Below are 21,570 nucleotides of genomic sequence, written 5' to 3'. Positions count from 1 at the left end.
CAGAAATCATGCTGTTTTCAGTGCTAAAAACGATACTGGGTTCCAGCCAAAAGCATGCGGGACTGACGAGGTATGCGATGTTTCAGGTTTGAAAAAGCGTCCATCAGGCTTTTGCGACAGCCTCTGAACGACGGGGTTTTACGCGCAAATCCGATAAATCAGATCAGTGCGAATGTCATTATTTCTTGACGTGGGTGCAGGCATAGACCGCCAAGGCGGTGATCGCGAACCCGACGGCATTCATTGCGCTGAAGGTTTCACCGAGAAAAACAAAGCCCATCAGTGCGGTGACTCCAGGAATCAAATGAAACAGGCCAGCGACTTTGCTCGCTTCGCCTTTGCGCATCAAGATGAACAGAATGCTGATGGCACCGATCGAGTTCACCAGCGATAACCAGCCGGAAGCGAAGATCATGGTCGGGGTCCACTGCACAGCCAGATTTTCGAAATGGTCGGCCAGGAAGAACATCACAATGGCTGCCGTGGTGAGCTGGACGAAGCCGCCGGTGCGCAAGTCCATGCCAGAGCAAAACTTCTTCTGATACAGGCTACCGGCACTAATACCGACCAGTGCCAGGACGACATACAGATAGGCTGGCAGGCTGGCCGCTGTCGCATTGCCGAGCTGCTCATAGACCACCAGCGCGACACCAAACAGACCGCCTATCAGGCCAAACCATTCAACGCGGCCAAGCTTTTCGTTGAGGAAGCGGGTCGCGCCGAGCGCCGTCAACACCGGCATGGTGCCGACGATCAGAGCGGCAACAGCAGCCGACACGCCCAGGCCGAGGCCCCTGTACAGACCGGCAAACTGGAGCGCCTGGATCAGCAGGCCGACGACGATTAAATGGCCAAACTGGGCGCGCGTTTTTGGCCAAGGTGCCTGGGTAAGCAGCGACACGACCAGCAAGATCAGCGCCGCACTGGCGAAACGGATAAAGATCAGAGTGTAGGGGCCGACAAACGGAAGTGCCAGCTTGCCCACGACGTAACCCGAACTCCACATGATGATGAACAGCAAGGGAAGCAACATGGCGGGCAAGGCTGGATAAGCAAAATTGGCGGTAAGGGTTTTCATGAATTCTCCTGAGGGGGTTGTGCGCTGGAAAGATTCAGGATAATTAACATACGGATGCAATACAATACGGTGAAAAAGAACAAATCTGTGTCCACTGGAGAAACAATGGAAATCCTTTCTGAAAACGTGTCGGATATTTTTATCTTTGTGAAAGTGGTCGAACTAAAAAGTTTTTCCGAAGCTGCGCGCGTGAGCGGATCGACCAAATCCACCGTGAGCAAACAGGTGCGGCGGCTGGAAGAAACACTGGGGGCCAAGTTACTCAACCGCACCACCCGCCATCTCGCGCTCACGGAGGCCGGCGAGCTGGCGTACCAGCATGGCTTACGCATCGCTGAGGAAACCACCGCATTACGCAGCGCTCTCGAGGGGCTGCAGTCGATGCCACGCGGGCATTTGCGGGTAACGACCTCGGTCGCCTTCGGAAACCTGCACCTGAGCCATTTGATTGGACAGTTTCTCAATGCCTATCCTGACATCAGCGTCGCACTCACCTTAATCGACCGCTATGTCGATGTGGTCGAAGAAGGCTTCGACATCGCGATCCGGCTTACCGAAAAACCGATCGACAGCTTTGTGGCACGCCGTCTGGCCGGGCTCGATTACGTGCTCTGTGCGAGCCCCGATTATTTGCGCAGCCACACGCCCATCTCCACGCTCGAGGATTTGGCCGCGCATAACTGTATGGTCAACAGTTTGACGCGCGAGGCCAGCTGGCGCTTTTCGCGCGATGGCGAAAGCCGCGAGATCCGCGTGACGGGCAGGTTCTCCGTCAACAGCAGCGAATCCCTGCGCAGAGCCGTACTCGATGGCATCGGCATCGGCTTGCTGCCGACTTACGCCATCGCCGAGGATTTGCGGGCCGGACACGTCAGCGTGATCTTGCCCGCGTACCGTGCAGAAGGTAGGTTCGGCAACAGCATTTATGCGATTTTTTTACCGAGCAAGTTTGCCACGCCCAAGATGCGCGTGTTTGTGGATTTTTTGATTGAAAAATTCAAGGATGGGGGCGAATGGGGATGATGGAACGATTAAGCACTTTGAATTAGCCTTCACGGCCAGAATCCAGCACTCTCACTCCGCCTGTTCTGTCGTTGCAGCGAGCTGCATGCAGCCGCTTGTTCGGGCAGAATTAACTGCGATGGCGTGCCTGCATTTTCCACCTGTTGAGGTGTCCGGGAAAATCAGAGCACAGCAATCCTGTTAAAAATGGTGTTTTGGAAATGTTTATGGTGAAAGCGCAGAAAACTTGATGAAACTTGACGCGACTTATCGACAAGTAGATAATCTCAGACTATGGATAAAATCTTATGCAAGCAAAATATTCAGGCATCACTCCAAAAAGAAGGCCTTAGCCAAGCTGCCTTGGCGAAACAACTAGGTGTAAGTGCCCAAGCAGTAAGCAATTGGCTGAAAGGCGTCGATTTCCCACGTCCAGAAAAATTGTTAAAGTTGGCAATTTTGCTCAAACTTTCTTTTGATCAGTTGGTGCAACAAGAGGAAAATACCCTACCCGTAATCGCCTTTCGCAAAAGAGCGGGGACAAAGACGACAGAAACGCATATTGAAAATGCCCGCGCTATTGGCATGTTACTGAAGCCCCTTGTCCCATATTTGCAAGGCATCCACACATTAAGACCTCAACTATCAAATCCAAGTGAAAATTACACACAGTTACAGCAAGCCGTCAGTGAGGTTCGCTCAAAGCTTGGATTAAGTGATCAAACTGTTTTAGATTACCATCACCTGATTGGTCAATTCAAAGAAGTTGGTGCGGTACTCGTGCCTGTACTCTGGGGTGAAAAAAAGCAGCACCAAAATGCGATGCATATTCATTTGCCAGAAGAAAAAGTTACCTTTATTTTTCTTAACCTCGATACAAGCATTGAAGACTTCAAATTTTGGATGGCTCACGAATTAGCGCATGTATATACACCCGCGCTAGTTGGCACTGAAAAGGGAGAGGATTTCGCTGATGCATTTGCAGGCGTCTTACTATTTCCAAATGCGTGCGCTCAGATCGCATATCAAGACGTGGTCCGTGCAAGAACAACGCACGGAAAAATTGCAGCATTACAAAAGCATGCGACTCACCATAGCATTTCTCTTTTCACTGTATATAAACAGGTAGAAAGCTACGTTCGAAACTTCCCATTGCCATCAATTGGGATTGATGAAAAATCGATTCATATAGCTCGCAATCAAGTTTCAAAGCAATTTCCATTGGTCAGCGAGGCATTATTCGACCCACTGCCCCCACCCCCATCTGACTATATTGCGTCAGTAGATAAGGGATTTCAATCTGATTTCTTTCGTGCTTTGAGAGTGATGATTCGTGAGCGTGACATGGGTGCCGGATATATTAAACAAATTTTAGATATCTCCTTGGCAGACGCAACTGCGCTTCATTTGGAGCTCAGAAGTTGACCTTACTCCTGCTTGACACGTGCTCGTATCTGCGACTTGCAAAACGTATTCGACCAATGCTAGGTGTGAAATTTGGCCAGCCCTCTGTGTCACGATAGTTGGTAATGCGTAGGCCAAGACGCACATCGTCACGGCGCGTACCGCGAAGTGGAAAACTCTGCGAACTTTCGCAACAGGCAACAATCGAACTGGTATAGCGTGCGGCGACCGGATGCCGAACATGTAATTTAATCGGCGTTGACACAAAATCCCGGACACCCCCGTGAGCTGTATCGGGACCATGTCTGCCATGACATGTCATGGCAATGACGCAGAAGGGGGACATATGTCAAGCAAGCGCACATATTCAATCAATGTAGGTTGTCAAACTATGATTAATTGGTTACGCTAATACTGACTATTCCAAGGTATAAAGGTGCAGTTATGGCAATTACCCACGACACGATCGACCATATGACCCTGGAACGGCTCGTCGAGGCCGGAATCGTGCTCGGCGCGGACGTTATCGGCCACGCCGGAGGCTGGGGCGTCGTCGTCAAGTACGGCACGGCCGAACGGACGCTGGCGGTCAGGCGCGGCGCTGTGCGGTCGTTCCGCAAGTTTGAAACGCTGGTGAGCTATCTCAAGGGTATCGGTATTTCCGATTATCACGTTCACGCCGCCGATTTTGACCAGGCAGGCATGAAGACGACGCGGGTTCGTCCAGACGCATCGGAACGGATGCGCAGCGCGTTCGAGGCGAAGGCGCATAACGATTGGGTGCGCGAAAAGGTCGCCGCGTCGCTGGCCGACCCGCGCCCTAACCTCTCCAATGAACAAGTCATGGCCGACGCGCAAGCGGTGATCGATGCCAAACGGAAGCAGCATGCCACGCGCAAAGCCGCGCTATGAATGGCGGCCCCAAGCAAGGGCCGACCTGATGGAACTTGTCGCGGAGATTGCCGAACATAATCCCGACGCCGCCCAGGAGTGAATAGACGAGATCGAGGCCAAGGCTGCGAAGCTGCCCGATCACCCGAAGCTCTACAAGGCGTCACCCCGCGTCAAAGGCATGCGCGAGATGCTTGTAAGGAACAATTACATTGTGTTCTACCGGGAGACGCCGGAGCTGGTGGAAGTGGCGAACGTCATTCACGCACGCAGGCAGTGGCCGCCATTAAAAAAATAACTTACTGTAGTGGTCAAGTTATTTCGAACACCTCAATAGGTTTTTTTTGCTACATTTCATGAAGCGAATGACGAAAAGAAGCTGCCTGTATGCAACAATTAATCGTTACAGAACATTCAGCAAAGCACCGCCTTTTATTTGACGTGAGCCAATAACATCAGCGTTTTTGTAAGCACCAATCTCGATGCGCCTGCAAAGCTTCTGGCGACAGTTGCTGAGATACTGATTCAGGAATAAAAACAGTTTTTTGATTCCACGTAGCGTATTCAGTACCACCCAGACGAGCATGCACTTGTACGCACATATCGCGCTCTAAATACAATAAACCCTTGTCCCATAAAGTATGAAAATCACAACGCAACAACATGCCGTTTGTTACGCAATTGGTTTCCGGTCCAAGATAAGGCGTCACGTGCGCTGCTTCCAGTACGTCACTGACGTCACAACCAGAAATCGCACATCGCCCTCGATAAGCTGTCAGTAAACCACTACGAAACGCAGCCTGCCCTTGCCTTGCCGTAATTTCGCGCATGACTTTGACTCGCGCATCGTCGACATGATTAGGATCATAAGGATGGAACGGGTTTAGAGCATCCTCAGAAGTCGCACTCGCTTTATCTAATTTCAAAAATGGTACATCGAGCATTGTACTATTGAGCGTAAAAACTCCTTGGGCCCAATCAACCACTCTAGCTAAGCCTAGGACATGGTAACGGGTATCTGGTTTTTTACTAACTTGCCTCAGAACGGCGACAGGAATGCCATCACGCATGCAGGCGTGTAAACCTTGATTAGTAAATAGTTCGTCTGCGTTTTTTTTAGCTTGTTCCTCTTGCGCATAACGATATCGCCAACTGCCATCGGACTGGAATTGAGGTTCTTCGTCGATATATGGGCTATCTAAGCCCTGGCGTACCGAAAGCGCATAAGGTAAGGATTGCGGCTTATAAATACCCTTTGCTGAAATCGTTAGGATACTTGGCCCATTTTGCAGCTCTGCCCAACTCACTGTTTTTCCAGCCTTTGATTGAAACCAGCTAAGTGCTGCCAAATGTTCGCTCGACAAATCTAGTGAAGGCATTGAATCCTTAATTATTTTTCTTTGGAATTATTTATACCTGAGCTTTTCCCTCTCAGGCATACATCGTGAATGACGTTACAAACTGAACAAATTTTCAACTTAGAATAATACCTTTAAATCAACTAATTTAATCTATTTCAAAATAAATATTGATAAACAGAAATTTTATTAATCTAACAATATCCCGGAATCAAGTTTTCGGGTATCGAGTTAAAAACGTAGCGGCCCACGTTACTCTTCTTTTTTTTGGGGCTAATTTGTTTGCATTTTCGTGGCGTGGACAAGCATCTGCGGCCTACGAGCAGCGCATCAGGAAGTGGTGGGAATTTCACTACGGATTTGATAACTCTGGTCTGCTTACGCAGCGTGTCGCAAGCTCGGTCACTTTGCATTTTCAAGCAATGTGCCATGGTTTAGAGGACACCAGCATCGACCAATGAGAGTTCGGCAACGTGCGCCAATACCGGAAAACGGCACTAAAGTAGTCGATATCAGCTTGCGAATGACTAGCTTGTCCGAACAAATACTGGACTAATTCCGCCAACATCGGTTCGATCTGATGGCTATTATCATCCGCTTGCGATTTGGAGCAATGGATTGAAGAACGTAAAATCTTGGGACAGCGCGGATTCGCTCGCCAACTTGATGTCAAACCCAAAGCTCGTATTTTACGAATGGCCGTGCCTTACTTATGAAAACCCGACAGCGGCCTGAGCGTATCATTTTTCGTCGTTGAGCCGCGAATCACGCATAATCCGGCTCACAACAATGCGCTCACCCGCTCCAAACAAGCCCCCTGCCTTATAGAAAATGGCTCCAACACCGCTTGCAAACCAGTTGATGCCAAGCGCTGATCGCCGGCTTTTTCCAGCAGTTCGAGCAAAGTGGCAAAAGCAGCTTGAAGGACAGTGAGTTCGTGGCGAACAGCATGCAACTCATCGAAGGCTGCGCAAATATCGGCCAATTCATCGAGTAACTGGTCGTAACCTATGGCGGCGATGGTTTGCGCTGATACGCCACGCAAGGTTTCTAGCGTCGATTGAAACGCGTACAAACGGTATAAAGCGCAAGATTGTGGATTGTCCGCTTGATGTGGAGAGGTAGTGTCCATATCGGCCTCCGACAGATATTCAGCACGACATAAGGACGTCGTACTCATCCACTGGTTGAGGCGTGTTCAGCACCTGCCCTGAAAATAATCGATCTGTCTGTCGCTGGCAATTTTACCCGACGAACGGCTTGATTGGGCCGCAACGGTAAAAATTTTGGATGACAGCATTGTCACCCGCCACGTCGCCCCATCAGCGCACTACACACTCAGGCGTTTTGCATAGCAATGACTATTTGATTCGTGTTTACCAGCGAGTGGGCAAATATTGCGCAGAATAAAGCGTTATCACGCTATGCGTTTGTTCGATTTCTGCTGAGTCCTGTGTGCCAGTAAGTTTCGCAGGCTTGCAAGAAATTCACCCAAGCTGAGAAAACTCGCTGAGCAAGCGCTGAGCACATCAGCTGTTTTCGCAACTCGACTGGGCAGCGATCAAACCAAGCTCGTCACATTAATCGCCGGTGCCAAAATAGTCATACACGTGGCATCGCGGAATTCATCAAAAATCTGACCAGGGTTTGAAACCCCGGCCTTCAGAGGCTGTCGCAAAAGCCTGATGGACGCTTTTTCACACCTGAAACACCGCATACCTCGTCAGTCCCGCATGCTTTTGGCTGGAACCCAGTATCGTTTTTAGCACTGAAAACAGCATGATTTCTGGCATTTTCAGTTAAGCACGAACGCCGCCAGGTTCCCGCGCAAAAGCGCGCTGATCATTACCCACAAGTCAGGTCGATTGCGCATCCACCCAGCCGCCCAATTCGTCATTGCCGCGCAGGCGGCAATCCAGTGGCGCGCACGCGCCTTTTATCTCTGTGCTGCTCAGGCGCAGCAGGACGTGTTGATTTAACAGAAAAAAAGTGCCCTTGATCGACCCTCCCACCCTGAAGGCACTGTCGTGCCACTGGATTCCCCGCCTGCACGGGGAATGACGAGGCGAGAGCATGGGGGAATGACATGTCGGCCAGTTGGAGTAATGATACCGACTGAAAACCCTTTTGCGACAGCCTCTGAACGACGGGGTTTTACGCGCAAATCCGATAAAACCTCCTGGTCGATTAAGATTTCATAGTCTCGCGTGTATTGCATGTCAATCATGTATGGTAGATGGCGACTACGGGTCGGTATACCGATCAATCATTTTTTCTTGAAATTGATGGCATCCTGACCTAGTATTTAATGTTCAGTAACATTTGATCTTTATGCCATCCTGATCCTGATCCGTCGTGCAGAACCAAGCATTCTGGTAAAATTTAGATACGGATACGAAAAGCGCTTGCAGTGTCCGCGCTGCTCGGTTTGGAGCTGTTCGTGTGCAATAAGATATGGTGCCAGCATGCCTGTTTCCTCTTCTCTCGCGGTCTACCTTGGTGACGCCTATGTCGGTACGCTGTACCAAGACACGCCACTGGCGTTTGCCTACGACGCGCACTGGTTAAGGCATCCGCAGGCACGTGCTCTTGCTGCGGGGATTCCCTTGCAAGCCGGAAAAATCGCTGGCGACCACGTGTATGCTTTTTTTGAAAATTTACTTCCCGAAGGCGAGCAGCGGCAAACGATCAGCCGGCAGCATCAGGTCAGCGCTGTTTTCGAATTGTTAGCGCTGGTGGGCGGCGACACTGCTGGTGCGGTGCGTTTATTGCCGCCCGCTGAGAAACCACGGCCGCCGCTGTATCGGCGCAGCAGCTGGAAGCAGTTGCACGGCCAGATCGATGTCGGACTAAGGGCGCGCTCTGAGAATGCGTACATGGCAACTCGTCAGCAACAGCGGATTGCGATTTCGGGAGCGCAGTATAAAATCTTGCTGTCGATTGATCAGGATGGCACGCCGCTCTTACCCTTAGGCAGCAGTCCGTCCAGCCATATCATTAAGCCCGATATCGTGCGCGCCGGGTGCAACATCTTTGCTTCGGCAATGAATGAGACAGTGGTGATGCGCGCGGCTTTGCACTGTGGCTTGCCAACGGCAGAGGTGCAGTATGTGCCGGCGCTGCATGCTTGTGCGGTCACGCGCTTTGATCGGCAAACAGACCGGTATGGGCGCTGGGTACGTCTGGCTCAGGCAGACTTTTGTCAGTTAACGGCTAAGCCATCTGGTATTAAATATGAAGCAGATGGGGGGCCGGGTTTTGTCGACTGTTTTCATCTGCTGGCGAAACATAGCAGCATGCCTGCGGTCGATCAAAAAAATTTGCTGAAGTGGCTGTTTTTTAATCTCTACACGGGGAATAATGATGGCCATGCAAAAAACTTGGCTATGCTGGCGGGTGCCAATGGCTTGAGGCTGGCACCTTTTTTTGATTTGATGTGCACGCGCCTGTATGCGGGCTTGGCGCGTCGCTTTGCGTTCCGGATCGGTGGGGTGGATGAACCCGGGGTGATGCGGGCTGCGCAGTTTGAGCAATTGGCACGGGAACTCGGTGTCAGCTTACACTATTTGAAAGACATCGCCGATGAGCTGGCGAACATTCTACCCTCATCGATACAGCAAGCCTGCTTGGAATTGAATCATGGCCTGACGGCAAAAGAGCAAACCTTGATTCAAAGGCTGCGGCAAAAAACGACTTCGCTGACAAAGCAACTTCACGCCAAGATCATGCGGTAAACGCGTTACGGGAGTAGGTCTTGGCTCAAATGCTTGTTTTAATGGCCAGCCTGACTCGCGCCGTTTACAATGGGCACTTTGCTGCCGGTGCTGCCATTGGCCACCCTACCCTTCACCCTTTTGATTGCTGCTGTTTTTTCGTGACTCTCGACTTTGCCACCCTCAGCGCCCTGCGCACCCACCACCCGGCCTGGCGCTTGCTGCGTTCTGATCATGCGCCGCTGATCGCCAGTTTTTTACAAAGGGTGTTCGTTGATCCGAACGTGCGTGGCATGGCGGCGGTTGATTTGGCTGAATTATTGGAAGATGAGTTGTATGCCTTGCGTGCGCAATTGGGGGCCGACGCTTTTCCTAAGTCTGGCTTGGAGTACCTCAACGATTGGACTGCGCAAGATAAGGGCTGGTTGCGTAAGTTTTACCGCAATGGCTCGGATGAGGCACAATTTGATCTGACGCCGGCCACCGAAAAGGCCTTGAGTTGGCTGACGCAGTTATCGGCGCGGCAGTTTGTCGGTACCGAATCACGCTTGCTGACGCTGTTCGATTTGTTGAAAAAAATGAGCGAAGGCAGTGAAGCCGATCCGAGTAAGCGAATTGAAGAATTACATAAAAAGCGCGCCGCCATCGATGCGGAAATTGCGCGTGAAATGGCCGGTGAGGTGCGTTTGCTCGATGATACGGCCATTAAGGATAGGTTTCAGCAATTCACCCAGGGAGCGCGCGAATTATTGGCCGATTTTCGGGAGGTGGAACATAATTTCCGTCAACTCGACAGGCGGGTACGCGAGCGCATTGCGCTATGGGATGGCAGTAAAGGTGCGCTGCTGGAAGAAATTATGGGCGAACGAGATTTGATTGCCGATAGCGATCAGGGTAAGAGTTTTCGTGCTTTTTGGGATTTTTTACTGTCTGGCAGCCGGCAAGAAGAGTTGACCCGTTTGCTCGATCAGGTGTTGGCTTTGCCGGCGGTAAACGCCTTGCAGCCCGATGCACGGATGCGCCGCGTGCATTACGATTGGATGGAGGCCGGTGAATATACGCAACGCACGGTGGCTTTGTTGTCACAGCAATTGCGGCGTTTTTTGGATGATCAGGCTTGGCTGGAAAACCGGCGCATTATGGATATTTTGCATCATATTGAGGCTCAGGTCTTGGCCTTGCGGGCTACGCCTCCAACGATGAGTTTGATGGAGATCGATGAGCCGGGTGCGGATATTGAGCTGCCGATGGAGCGGCCGATGTTTACGCCGGCAATTAAACCGCGTATCAGCGATTTGCTGGTGCAAGCCGGTGAGGAAGAGATCGATGCACTGGCTTTGTTCGATCAGGTGGTGGTGGATAAGGCCAGGTTGACGCGCCACATACGCCATACTTTGCAAGAGCAGGCGCAGGTGAGCTTGCGTGACTTGATTGCTACCCAAGCTTTGCAACATGGCTTAGCGGAATTGGTTGCTTACTTGCAAATCGGTAGCGATAGTTTCAGCAGTGTGATGGATGAAGAAATTCAAGAGACCATCAGTTGGCAAGCGCAGGCGGCTGATGGCAGCGTGGTGCAGCGGCGCGCGCAGCTGCCACGGGTAATATTTATGCGCCAATCTACTTAACCGGGATGTCTGTCAGTATGGATGCAAGCTATGAAACAGCGGCAGCAGTGGCAATACCGAATTTGTCTGCCCTGCTGATCAATTTACTCAAGGGTGTGCTGTACCGCGAAGGCGACGAGCGCATGTGGGCCAGCCTGCTGCAGTTGCAAACACGGGTACGTGATTATGTGACGGTACTCAACCTCGAATTGGTCTTGGATGAGGCCGAGGGTTATGCCTTCCTGAAAAGCCGGCCCGAGCCCAGCGATGATGATCCGGCACCACGTTTGCCGCGGCTGGTGGCACGCCGGCCTTTGTCGTTTCCAGTCAGTTTGTTGCTGGCTTTGTTGCGCAAGAAATTGGCCGAGTTTGATGCTGGCGGCGGCGATACGCGGCTGGTGCAAAGCCGCGCCGAGATCGTGGAATTGTTACGTATTTTTTTGCCCGAGGGGCCGAACGAGGCCAGGCTGATTGATCAGATCGAGGCCATCATCAACAAGGTGGTGGATCTGGGGTTTTTGCATAAGCTCAAAGCCGTGGCTGGCAGTGAGCCAAGTTATGAGGTACGGCGTTTATTGAAAGCATTTGTTGATGCGCAATGGCTGGCGGAATTCGATGCGCGCTTGGCGCAGTACCGAACCCAGTTGGCGGGAACCGGGAGCAAGACGGATGAGTGAGCAAGTTTCGCAAGATTTTAATTTTGAAGACGATGATGCGCTGTCGGGTTTTCGGCTGAGCCGGCTGGAAGTGTTGAATTGGGGTACGTTTGATAGCAAGGTGTGGAGCTTGCAACTCGATGGTCGAAACGGTTTGCTTACCGGCGACATCGGTTCGGGTAAATCGACCTTGGTCGATGCGATTACCACCTTGTTGGTGCCGGCCAACCGGATTGCGTATAACAAGGCGGCTGGTGCCGATAACAAAGAGCGTTCCTTGCGTTCGTATGTGTTGGGCCACTACAAAGCAGAACGCAATGAGGTTACCGGGGCCTCGAAACCGGTGTCCTTGCGCGATCATCACAGTTATTCGGTGCTCTTGGGGGTGTTCCATAATGCTGGCTATGACCAGACCGTGAGTCTGGCACAAGTGTTTTGGATGAAAGATATGCAGGGGCAGCCGGCACGTTTTTTTGTGACGGTCGAGCGGGATTTGTCGATCGCTGAGCATTTTTCGCATTTTGGTACGGAGATTGTGCAGTTACGCAAAAAAATGCGCGCCGTCGGTGCTGAGGTGCACGATAGCTTTCCGCCGTATGCGGCCTGGTTTCGTCGTCGCTTCGGGATCGAGAATGATCAAGCCTTGGAATTATTCCATCAAACGGTGTCGATGAAATCGATCGGTAATCTGACTGATTTTGTGCGCAGCCATATGCTCGAGCCCTTCGATGTCGCACCACGGATTGCGGCCTTGATTACGCACTTCGATGATCTCACGCGCGCCCATCAGGCAGTAGAAAAAGCACAAAAGCAAGTCGATTTATTGTCGCCCTTGGTGGCGGACGGCCAGCGCCATGCCGAATTGGTGGCGACGGTGGAAGGCTTGCGCCTGTGTCGCGAGCAGTTGCGGCCGTATTTTGCTGGCTTGAAGTTACAATTACTCGAGCAAGGAATTACTTCCTTGCAGCAAGATTTACGGCTCGCGGCAGCGCGCCTGCACGCCTTGGAGATCCAACGCAACGAGCAGAGCCAGCAAGTCGATGAATTGAAACAGGCGATCAACCATAACGGTGGCGACCGCTTGGAACAGTTGCGCGCGCAAATGCAGAATAAGGCGGTGCTGCGCGATCAAAGGGCGCTGAAGGCGCAGCGCTACCTCAGCTTGGTTAAGGTACTGGGGCAAACAGTCGTGCCGGAGCGCGAAGGTTTTCCGGCGCAAGGTCGGCAGTTTCATGCTTGGCGTGAGGAAGCCGCCGGCCGTGATGCAGATTTGCAAAATGCTTTGACCGAGCATGCGGTCGCGCTCACGCAAGGGCGGGCCGAGCATGCGCGGATGACGGTAGAAATCGATAGTTTGAAACGCCGGCGCAGTAATATTGATGATCAACAAATCCTGATTCGTTCGGCTCTGTGCGCTGCCTTGGCCATTGATGAAACGGCCATGCCGTTTGCCGGCGAACTGATCCAGGTGCGCGATGAGGAACGTGATTGGGAGGGGGCGGCCGAGCGTCTGCTGCGTAATATGGGCTTGGCCTTGCTGGTGCCCGATGCACATTATGCGGCGGTGGCGGCTTGGGTAGATCAAGCGCATTTGCGCGGTCGGCTGGTGTATTTTCATGTGCGTGCACGGAAAAACGCAGCCTTACCGGAATTGCATCGTCATTCACTGGCACGTAAGCTTGCCATCAAGCCGGACTCGCCCCACTACGATTGGTTAGAGCGTGAACTGGCGCACCGTTTCGATGTCGCCTGTTGCGATACGCAAGAACAATTTCGGCGCGAAACCCGGGCGGTGACGCGCAGTGGCCAATTGAAAGACCCTTCCGGTCGGCATGAGAAAGATGATCGCCACCGTATCGATGACCGCAGCCGCTACGTGCTCGGTTGGAGTAATGCAGCCAAAATCGCGGCCCTCACAGCCACGCGCACGCAGTTGGAAACGCGTTTGGGCGAGCTCGGCAGCCGAATCGGCAGCATCGAGCAGGAACGCCGAGAACTCGCGCTGCGTATCGATGCCTTGACGCGCTTGGAAGAGTTCAGTGATTTTGACGAACTCGATTGGGGCAGCGTGGCCAGCGAGATTGCTAAACTACAAGATACGTATGCACAATTGGAAGCGGCATCTGATACGCTCAAGCAACTCACTGCCTCGTTGGAGCTGGCGCGACAAGCACTGGCGCGTAGCGAACTGAGTTGGCAAGAAGTGGGAAAGCAGCAAGGTAAGCTGGAGCAACGCTTGAGCGATGCGCAAGTGTTGCGCTTGCAGTGTCAGGGCTTGCTGCAAAATGCGGTGGTCGATGCTGCAGGTGCCGCCCTGCTGGCGCGAATACAAGAAGAAGCCTTGGGCGAACAGGTGTTGACGGTGGCATCATGCGATCCGCGTGAGCAAGATATACGTAGCTTCTTGCAAACTAAAATCGATGCGGAAGATCAAAAAATCAAGCGCGTCAGCGAGAAAATTATTAAGGCCATGGCGGCCTTTAAAGAAGCGTTCAAGCTCGAGAGTGCGGAGATCGACGCCAGCGTTGATGCCTTGTTCGAATATGAGAAGTTGCTCAGTCAATTGCAGCGCGATAATTTGCCGCGCTTTGTGGCGCGCTTCAAAGAATTACTGAATGTCAATACGATCAATGAGATCGCGAATTTCAATGCCCAGCTTGCGCGTGAGCGGGAAACGATCAAAGAGAAAATTGCCCATATCAATCGCTCACTCGGTGAGATCGATTACAACCCGGGACGTTACATCGTGCTCGATTCACAAGTCAGCCCGGATGCGGAAATTCGCGATTTTCAGCAGGAGTTGCGCGCTTGTACAGAGGGCGGTATCAGCGGCTCTGATGAGGCGCAATATTCTGAGAGTAAATTTTTGCAAGTGAAGAATGTCATCGATCGCTTTCGTGGTCGCGAGGGTTTATCGGAGCAAGATCGACGCTGGACGGCCAAGGTCAGCGATGTGCGCAATTGGTTTTTGTTTGCCGCCAGCGAACGCTGGCGTGCCGACCATAGCGAACATGAACATTATTCTGATTCCGGCGGCAAATCGGGCGGCCAGAAAGAGAAACTTGCTTACACCATTTTGGCCGCCAGTTTGGCTTATCAATTCGGACTGGAATGGGGCGCGGTGCGTTCGCGTTCGTTCCGCTTTGTGGTGATTGATGAAGCATTCGGGCGCGGTTCGGATGAGTCGGCCCAATATGGTTTGCAATTGTTTCGGCAATTGAATTTGCAGTTACTGATCGTCACGCCTTTACAAAAAATTCATATCATCGAGCCCTATGTGGCGCATGTGGGTTTTGTACATAATGAAGGCGGACGGGCCTCGAAGTTGCGGAATTTATCGATAGAGGAATACCGCGTACAGAAAAGCTTGGCGGCGCAATGAGCTGGGATAGCGTGGTCGAGGTGAAGGCGCAGTTGCAGCGTTTGTGGCAACGCGGTGAATTGTTACGCGAAGCGGTACACGGGCGCTCGCGCTTCCCGCTACGCGTGGCGCTCAGTACACCGAACACGGCCGATATCACGCATCGCTTTGAAGCGGTGCGGGCATGGGCGACGGCATTGGCGGCGGAATCGGTGTGGCGTATCGAGTGGCAGGAAGTGGCGCACCGGGTACAGGGCAGTCAACGGTTGCCGCAGGCGGTGTGCTTTGATTCGCAGGCGCAAGCCTTGCGCTGCTTAGGTAAGCAAACGCAGTGGGAGCGCTTTGCCAGTTTGGTGGCGCAGACGCGGCAAGTGCGGCCAGTGTTGCTGCCATGGTTGGAAAAATATCCCTTGCAAGCGCTGGAACTGGCGACCGAGTGGCCGCAGTTGCTCGCCGTGGTAGATTGGCTGGAGCAACATCCGCGCCCCGGCATGTATGTGCGTCAGGTTGATTTGCCCGGCGTAGCGACGAAATTCATCGAAAACCACCGCGCCGTATTGACGCAATTACTCGATTTGGCCCTGCCGGCCGCGGCCATCGATCAGAGTAAAACCGGCACGGCACAGTTTGCCGCGCGCTTTGGTTTTCGCGATAAGCCGCTGCGCATCCGCTGCCGCCTGCTCGATCCGGCATTGCTGCCTAGCCCTGCCCTGGCCTGCGCCGATTTGACGCTCGATGCCACTAGCTTCAGTCGCCTCGATCTGCCACTCAAACGTGTCTTCATTACCGAAAACGAGATTAATTTTTTAGCGTTTCCAGAGATGCAAAACAGCATGGTGATTTTTGGTGCCGGATACGGCTGGGATGCTTTGGCGCGCAGCCAATGGTTGCATGATTGCCAAATTTATTACTGGGGTGATCTTGATACCCACGGTTTTGCCATCTTGAATCAATTACGTCTGCATTTCAGGCATGTGGAGTCGTTGTTGATGGATCAGGCGACGCTGCATGAACACGTGGCGTTTTGGGGCCACGAAGAGAAACCGGTGCGTGCCGAATTAGGCTTACTGACGCCGGCTGAAGCGGCCCTCTATGATGATTTGCGCGACAACCGCCTGCGGCCCGGTTTGCGGCTGGAACAGGAACATATTCGCTATCACTGGCTGACTGCTCAGTTGTCTACGCTTTAATCTGCGCGTCTTCAGACGTAAGCGGCTGCCACGGGTCGGCCCCGCCGGCAGCGCGCCACGATAAGTAAGCGCGCAAGTCAAATTCGTATTGGTGGTAAGCCGGCTCCATGTGGCAACACAATTGGTAGAAGGCTTTGTCGTGCTCACTGATGCGCATGTGCGCGAGTTCGTGCACGACGATCATTTTGAGAAAGGCTTCGGGCATGCTGCGAAACATGGTGGCGATGCGGATTTCTCGTTTGGTTTTCAGCTTCAGGCCCTGCACGCGCGAGATCGTGGTGTGGGTACCGAGGGCGTTGCGAATCACGTGAATCTGATTGTCGTAGCAAACCTTGGAGAGTGGTGGCGCGCTGCGCAAGTGGCTGTTTTTCAAGTCGGCGACATAGACTTGCAGCGCGCGCTCGTTGCGCACCTGATGCAGGGCCGGGTATTTGGCCAAAAAATGCGCGCCCAATTTGCCGTCGCTGATGCTGCGGCCGATTTGTTCGCGTAAGCTTTCTGAGTAGCCACCTAAATAAGGGGTGAGATTTGGTTTGGAAGACATGCGCCATTTTACCGTTGTTTCGGTCTCACCCGTTGGTAAGGCATCAGAGTACGACCCAGTCGCCTTTGTAGAGTATCGGTCCGCTCGGTTGTTGTGGATTGGCCGAACCACCCTTGGCTTCGAGTGAAATCGCCAGCACCGCTGGTTCCTCCGCGCGCATCGATTCCGGCATCGCCAAGGTGGCGGCCGCGCCGGCAGCCAACAAGCCAAGCGATTGCACCTTGCCGGTTTTGGAGATGGCCCACAGTTGCAGGCTTTGGTCGGCGCGCACGGCTGGCGCATTGATCAAGCGCACTACCAACTGAGCACGCTGACGGTCGCCGGTGATGAGGGCGACCGTTTGCGCTTGGGCATTGGTCAGGCTGGCCACGTATTGGCCGGGGCTTGGTGCGGCGTCCGGCGGGGCGAATTTTGCGCTCAGCAAAGTGAGCATGATCAGCGCGGCACTGGTGGAAACCAGGCCGAGGCCGCGCCAGAAGGCCAGGTCGCTACGCAGTTCGCGCCAGAAGCGCCAGCGATCCGGGCTTGCTGCTGCGATCCTTGGGCCGTGTATTCGTTCACGCAATTTTTCCCAGACCTGCGGCGGCGGTGCGACGGCCGGGGCAAATTCTGCCATCGGCAGCAAGTGCGCTTCCCAACGCCGTACCAAGTCGCGCAGGCTGACTTCTTGTTGTAAATAATCGGAAAAGCGCCGCCGCGCGCCGCCGCGCAAGGTGCCGAGCACGTACGCAGCGGCCAATTGGTGTTGCAAGCGCAGATTGCGCATCAAGGCGGCGCGGCTCATTGTGTGGCCTCCGGACGCAGGCACAGGCGCAGTTTGTCGATGCCGCGGCGTAGCCAGGTTTTGACCGTGCCGATCGGCAGACTCAATTGCGTCGCTACTTCGGAATGTGACAGATCATGAAAATACGCCAGCGCCATCGCTTGCCGGTGGGCGCGCTCCAGCCTGGCCATGCAGGCGGCTAAGGCATTGGCGTCTTGGCTCATTTCCAGTTGCTGCAGCGGCGTGCCGCCCGGCTGTTCGATTGCTTCTATGAATTGCATGGCAAAGTCGTCTCCATCGATTTCGACGTCGTGATGCAGGCGTCGCAGTTGGTCAATAGCGCGATTGCGCAGAATGCTGATCATCCAAGTCAAGGGGGCGGCCAGACTGGCTTGGTAGTTGCCGGCATGGTTCCAAATGTTGACATAGGCTTCTTGCAAAACCTCTTCCGCTAACTCGCGCTTATTGACTATACGCAGCGCGAAGCCAAACAGTTTCGCTGAGGTGGCCGCATACAGGGCTTGAAAGGCTTGCTGGTCTTTTCTGGCAGTGGCGGCCAGCCATTGCTGCAGTTGGATGGCATCGACGACGGTCGGATTCAAAGGCGGCTCCGTACAGAGTGTGGTTGTATATGGGCAAATTGTAGCGCGCTTTCGGCGTGATTTCGGGGCGCTTGTGCCATGAATCAAACAGAAAAGAAATTTACTTTCTTTTTTGTATTTTCGTGAATCCGATCGTGGATTCCTTGCGTACAAGCATATAAATCTTTCGTTTTCTATCGCCTACAGCAGGCTCAACACCGCCTTAACAAGGAAAAATTTATGCCAACCATACGATCGTTTCACTGCGCCGCACTGTTGACGGCCAGCTTGGCTGCGCTGGTGGCACCGGCTGCCATGGCCGATACCCTGGCCGCGCCCGATATGGGCAAGCTCAGCGCCACCGGTGGCGTGAGCAGCGTGGAAGGGGCTGGCGGCGGTGGTATCACGCCATGGGCGCTGATCAGCGGTTATGGCAGCCGTGATAGTTACGGTGCCAATGGGTTTGTCACACGCTTGGCAACGCAGGATTACACCCTCAATGCCTATGGGGTGGCAATCGGGGTGGCCGACCGCGTGGAAGTGTCCTTGGCGAGTCAAGAGTTCAGCGGCAGTATGGCACCGCTCAATGCGCTCAAGTTAAGACAGGATATCGTCGGCATCAAGCTCAAGCTGGCCGGCGATGCCGTGTATGCGCAAGACAGTTGGCTGCCGCAGATTGCCGTTGGTGCACTGTACAAACGCGACCATGCCGTCGCCGGGCTGGCGGCGCTTGGTGTAAATAATGTCAAGCAGCTCGGTGCCAAGGATGATCATGGGGTCGATTACTACGTGGCGGCGACCAAGATTTTGCTCGATCAGAGTTTGCTGCTCAATGCAACGGTACGCATGAGTAAGGCGAATCAGATGGGCTTGCTCGGTTTCGGCGGCGATGTGCATGATCATTATCAAGCCTTGCCGGAAGTATCACTCGCCTATTTGATCAACCGCAAGTTGGTAGTCGGGATGGAGTACCGCATGAAGCCGCGCAATCTCAGTGTCGATCATGAGAAGGATTACCAAGATGTGTTCGTCGCCTGGTTTCCGAGCAAAAACCTGTCGGTAACGCTGGCCTATGCCCAGCTCGGCGATGTGACGATATTCAATCCAAAAAACCAACGCGGTGCCTATTTGTCGTTACAAGCCGGCTTCTGAGCGCCCTGCTGTTTCCTCTTTTTTTGAAAGTAATCCGATGAAAAATTTTTTTAAAGCCAGCGTGTTATTGGCTTGCAGTGCAGCCATGATGTTGAGTCAAGCACCGGCGTATGCCGACAACGATGCCACTGCGCCCTTATACCGCGGTCTGGGCGAGCGCGCTGGCATTGCCGCCATCATTCATGATTTTTTACCGCTGCTGGTAGCCGATCCGCGCATCAGCGCCGCCTTTGTCGATGCCGATATGGAGCGTCTCGGTTTGATGTTGACCGAACAATTCTGTGAACTCAGCGGCGGCCCTTGTCATTACAGCGGCAAGAATATGAGCGACACCCATAGCGAGATGAAAATCAGCAATGCGCAATTCAATGCGCTGGCTGAAGATTTGCAAACGGCAATGGATAAACATGACATTACTTCCGCCAATCAAAATAAATTGCTCGCCAAACTAGCACCGATGCAACGTGTGATAGTCAGCAAATGAGGCGCGCCACCATGCAATTTTTTTCTATCCGTAACTACTTGGCGCATGCCGCCTTGCTGAGTCTGGCGCTGTGCGCTGCGGGTGCGGCCACGGCGGCTGGTTTGACGGTCAATGTGGTCGATAAAAACGGTATGCCGATGAGCGATGTGGTGGTATCGGCCACGCCACTGCATGGTCCGCTGCCGGCAACGGTAAAAACCGCAGCGGCGGTGATCAGCCAGAGTGACATGCAGTTTGCGCCATATGTGACGGCGGTGCGAGTGGGAACGCAGGTGACGTTTCCCAACTATGACAAGATGGAACATCATGTCAAATCGTTTTCACCGACCAAGGAATTTGAAATCAAAACCTACGAGCGTGGCGTGACGCCACCGCCGATTTTATTCGACCGGCCAGGTTTGGTGGTGGTGTATTGCCTGCTGCACAATTGGATGCGCGCCTATGTTTTGGTGCTGGAAACGCCGTATTTTGCCAAGTCAGATGAAAGTGGTGCCGTAACGCTCGATCATCTGCCGGACGCGCAATATAAGATTGAAGCGTGGCACCCGAATATGGGCAGTATCAAGCCGCCGCTGAGTCAGGTCCTTACGCTCGGCAGCAGCAACACACCGCTGCGTATGGCGTTTGATTTTGTGCCGACCGTGCGCCGCAGTGCGAAGAAAATGCCGATGTAGCCGCTCGCTGCGCTGAGCGGATCAGTGGCGAGGAAATTTTTTTATTTCAGCAATAGTCGACAGCGACCGGCGCTAAACATTTGCGCATCAAGGCATTCGGCAAAACGACGCCGCCGCACCTTGCTTGGCGCTGTTCAATCAGCTCGAAGCCGTGATGCCGGTGCGCGCATGCTCGCCGAAAACAAAGAAATGGTCGATGTAACCGTCGTCTTGTAAATCGGCATAGCCGACGATGCGATGCTCGTGCAAGGCGACATTTCATGACGGCGTGCTCGAATTAATTGCAAATGGCGCGAGTCGTTATCGTCCATCATCAGGCATGTATAGCTTGTGCCACCAAACGCACGCCGAGCGCCGCACAGACACGGCTGACTGTATCGAAACGCGGTTCACTGCCTGGCCGAAGGGCTTTGTACAGGGCTTCCCGAGTGATACCGGAATCCTTCGCAACCTGCGTCATACCCCGCGAGCGGGCAATATCGCCGAGCGCGGCCGCCAGTAGTGCTGGGTCGTTCTCTTCAAGAACGGTAGTGAGGTACGCCGCGACATCTTCTTCACTGTTCAGATACTCGGCTGCATCGAACTCGGGGAGTTCGGAAATTTTGATTTTCTTGGTCATGGTTCAATCCTCCAAAGACTTTGCCAGTCCATCCTTTAGGCCCTTGAGCCAGTCGGAGAATTATTCGAGGCGTTTTACAGTGTAGGTCATGTTTGAACTGTAATCGAATGATTACATTCGGTCAAGCGCAAATACAAGCTGAAGATGGTATGTGTGTGGGTGTTTCTTTTGAGCACACCAAAATGGGTCTAATCAGCAATACATTTTCCATGCATTTTTGCAAATTACGTCGTCACCTTCATATGGGCAAGCCGGCAGCAGACCAGTGAACGGTACCAGTGGCATCTTTGCTTCCAGTGGTCATATTCCCTTCATTGTCGTTGCAGTGGACGGTACCGGTGACATCGGTCCGACACTGCGTCTGCGCCTAAGCGAAAGAAACCGAGACAAGCAGTGATACCAAAATAGTGATGGATTTCAACAACTAAATGGATCGTCGCAAGCGACGATGGAAAAGCCTCTGGAAGGGGTTTGCATCCCCTCCCATCGGGTCGCT

At 53.1% G+C, this 21,570-nt stretch carries 19 protein-coding genes and 1 pseudogene; 12 read left to right on the top strand and 8 right to left on the bottom strand.

Features of this window, described 5'->3' with window-relative positions; all coding sequences use genetic code 11:
* Positions 1–178 precede the first annotated feature (178 nt).
* Positions 179–1,078, bottom strand: a complete 900-nt coding sequence (locus QN359_RS16885; protein WP_322247402.1) for a DMT family transporter — start codon at positions 1,076–1,078, stop codon at positions 179–181.
* Between the two features lie 54 nt (positions 1,079–1,132).
* On the opposite strand from QN359_RS16885, the gene QN359_RS16880 reads away from it, so the two are divergent.
* Positions 1,133–2,101, top strand: coding sequence for a LysR family transcriptional regulator (locus tag QN359_RS16880; RefSeq protein ID WP_322247401.1), 969 nt, complete (start codon positions 1,133–1,135; stop codon positions 2,099–2,101).
* Positions 2,102–2,374: 273 nt separating this feature from the next.
* On the top strand, positions 2,375–3,505 hold the full coding sequence (locus tag QN359_RS16875; RefSeq protein WP_322247400.1) for a helix-turn-helix transcriptional regulator: 1,131 nt from the start codon (positions 2,375–2,377) through the stop codon (positions 3,503–3,505).
* A 91-nt stretch (positions 3,506–3,596) separates the two neighbouring features.
* Here QN359_RS16875 and QN359_RS20095 read toward each other — a convergent pair.
* Positions 3,597–3,713, bottom strand: a pseudogene (locus QN359_RS20095) (type II toxin-antitoxin system RelE/ParE family toxin); the annotation flags it as partial.
* 215 nt (positions 3,714–3,928) lie between these two features.
* On the opposite strand from QN359_RS20095, the gene QN359_RS16870 reads away from it, so the two are divergent.
* Together QN359_RS16870 and QN359_RS16865 are read left to right on the top strand one after the other, a co-directional pair.
* Positions 3,929–4,396, top strand: coding sequence for a hypothetical protein (locus QN359_RS16870; RefSeq protein WP_322247399.1), 468 nt, complete (start codon positions 3,929–3,931; stop codon positions 4,394–4,396).
* Positions 4,397–4,478: 82 nt separating this feature from the next.
* Positions 4,479–4,673 (top strand): type II toxin-antitoxin system RelE/ParE family toxin, encoded by a 195-nt coding sequence (locus QN359_RS16865; protein WP_322251095.1) that lies wholly within the window; start codon positions 4,479–4,481, stop codon positions 4,671–4,673.
* Between the two features lie 157 nt (positions 4,674–4,830).
* Here QN359_RS16865 and QN359_RS16860 read toward each other — a convergent pair whose 3' ends face one another.
* Positions 4,831–5,754 (bottom strand): HNH endonuclease, encoded by a 924-nt coding sequence (locus QN359_RS16860; protein ID WP_322247398.1) that lies wholly within the window; start codon positions 5,752–5,754, stop codon positions 4,831–4,833.
* Between the two features lie 760 nt (positions 5,755–6,514).
* Positions 6,515–6,865, bottom strand: coding sequence for a hypothetical protein (locus tag QN359_RS16855; protein ID WP_322247397.1), 351 nt, complete (start codon positions 6,863–6,865; stop codon positions 6,515–6,517).
* A 1,333-nt stretch (positions 6,866–8,198) separates the two neighbouring features.
* Between QN359_RS16855 and QN359_RS16850 the strand changes: the two genes are divergently transcribed.
* The 5 genes from QN359_RS16850 (at position 8,199) to QN359_RS16830 (ending at position 16,257) form a co-directional block, all read left to right on the top strand.
* Complete coding sequence (locus tag QN359_RS16850) at positions 8,199–9,467, top strand: type II toxin-antitoxin system HipA family toxin (RefSeq protein WP_322247396.1); 1,269 nt, start codon at positions 8,199–8,201, stop codon at positions 9,465–9,467.
* A 140-nt stretch (positions 9,468–9,607) separates the two neighbouring features.
* Complete coding sequence (locus tag QN359_RS16845; protein WP_322247395.1) at positions 9,608–11,071, top strand: DUF3375 domain-containing protein; 1,464 nt, start codon at positions 9,608–9,610, stop codon at positions 11,069–11,071.
* Between the two features lie 17 nt (positions 11,072–11,088).
* Positions 11,089–11,727, top strand: coding sequence for a DUF4194 domain-containing protein (locus QN359_RS16840; protein ID WP_322247394.1), 639 nt, complete (start codon positions 11,089–11,091; stop codon positions 11,725–11,727).
* Entirely contained in the window at positions 11,720–15,088 is a 3,369-nt protein-coding gene (locus QN359_RS16835) for an ATP-binding protein (protein ID WP_322247393.1), read from the top strand. The genes QN359_RS16840 and QN359_RS16835 overlap by 8 nt, the downstream gene beginning before the upstream one ends.
* Positions 15,085–16,257, top strand: coding sequence for a DUF3322 domain-containing protein (locus QN359_RS16830; RefSeq protein ID WP_322247392.1), 1,173 nt, complete (start codon positions 15,085–15,087; stop codon positions 16,255–16,257). The genes QN359_RS16835 and QN359_RS16830 overlap by 4 nt, the downstream gene beginning before the upstream one ends.
* Here QN359_RS16830 and QN359_RS16825 read toward each other — a convergent pair.
* From QN359_RS16825 to QN359_RS16815, 3 genes are read right to left on the bottom strand one after another with little or no spacing between them, the layout of a single operon-like run.
* Positions 16,247–16,801 carry a YgjP-like metallopeptidase domain-containing protein gene (locus tag QN359_RS16825; RefSeq protein ID WP_322247391.1) on the bottom strand — a complete coding sequence of 185 codons (555 nt, stop codon included), beginning with the start codon at positions 16,799–16,801 and terminating at the stop codon, positions 16,247–16,249. The two genes, QN359_RS16830 and QN359_RS16825, sit on opposite strands and share 11 nt — an antisense overlap.
* A gap of 43 nt (positions 16,802–16,844) precedes the next feature.
* Positions 16,845–17,585: an anti-sigma factor domain-containing protein gene (locus QN359_RS16820; protein WP_322247390.1), complete on the bottom strand. Its 741-nt coding sequence runs from the start codon at positions 17,583–17,585 to the stop codon at positions 16,845–16,847.
* Complete coding sequence (locus QN359_RS16815; RefSeq protein ID WP_322247389.1) at positions 17,582–18,166, bottom strand: sigma-70 family RNA polymerase sigma factor; 585 nt, start codon at positions 18,164–18,166, stop codon at positions 17,582–17,584. Before QN359_RS16815 ends, QN359_RS16820 begins: the two co-directional genes overlap by 4 nt.
* 294 nt (positions 18,167–18,460) lie before the next feature.
* On the opposite strand from QN359_RS16815, the gene QN359_RS16810 reads away from it, so the two are divergent.
* Genes QN359_RS16810 through QN359_RS16800 form a run of 3 tightly spaced genes read left to right on the top strand, consistent with a single transcriptional unit; the run spans position 18,461 to position 20,455 of the window.
* Positions 18,461–19,297 (top strand): DUF3034 family protein, encoded by an 837-nt coding sequence (locus tag QN359_RS16810; protein WP_322251094.1) that lies wholly within the window; start codon positions 18,461–18,463, stop codon positions 19,295–19,297.
* Between the two features lie 37 nt (positions 19,298–19,334).
* On the top strand, positions 19,335–19,781 hold the full coding sequence (locus QN359_RS16805; RefSeq protein ID WP_322247388.1) for a group 1 truncated hemoglobin: 447 nt from the start codon (positions 19,335–19,337) through the stop codon (positions 19,779–19,781).
* A gap of 11 nt (positions 19,782–19,792) precedes the next feature.
* On the top strand, positions 19,793–20,455 hold the full coding sequence (locus QN359_RS16800) for a methylamine utilization protein (protein WP_322247387.1): 663 nt from the start codon (positions 19,793–19,795) through the stop codon (positions 20,453–20,455).
* A gap of 313 nt (positions 20,456–20,768) precedes the next feature.
* On the opposite strand, the gene QN359_RS16795 is transcribed toward QN359_RS16800, so the two are convergent.
* Positions 20,769–21,074, bottom strand: coding sequence for an addiction module antidote protein (locus tag QN359_RS16795; protein ID WP_322247386.1), 306 nt, complete (start codon positions 21,072–21,074; stop codon positions 20,769–20,771).
* Positions 21,075–21,570 lie beyond the last annotated feature (496 nt).

This window comes from Undibacterium sp. 5I2 (assembly GCF_035019605.1).
GTDB lineage: Bacteria > Pseudomonadota > Gammaproteobacteria > Burkholderiales > Burkholderiaceae_D > Undibacterium.
Note: the sequence above shows the minus strand (reverse complement) of the source record. Positions and strands in the feature narration are given on the sequence as shown.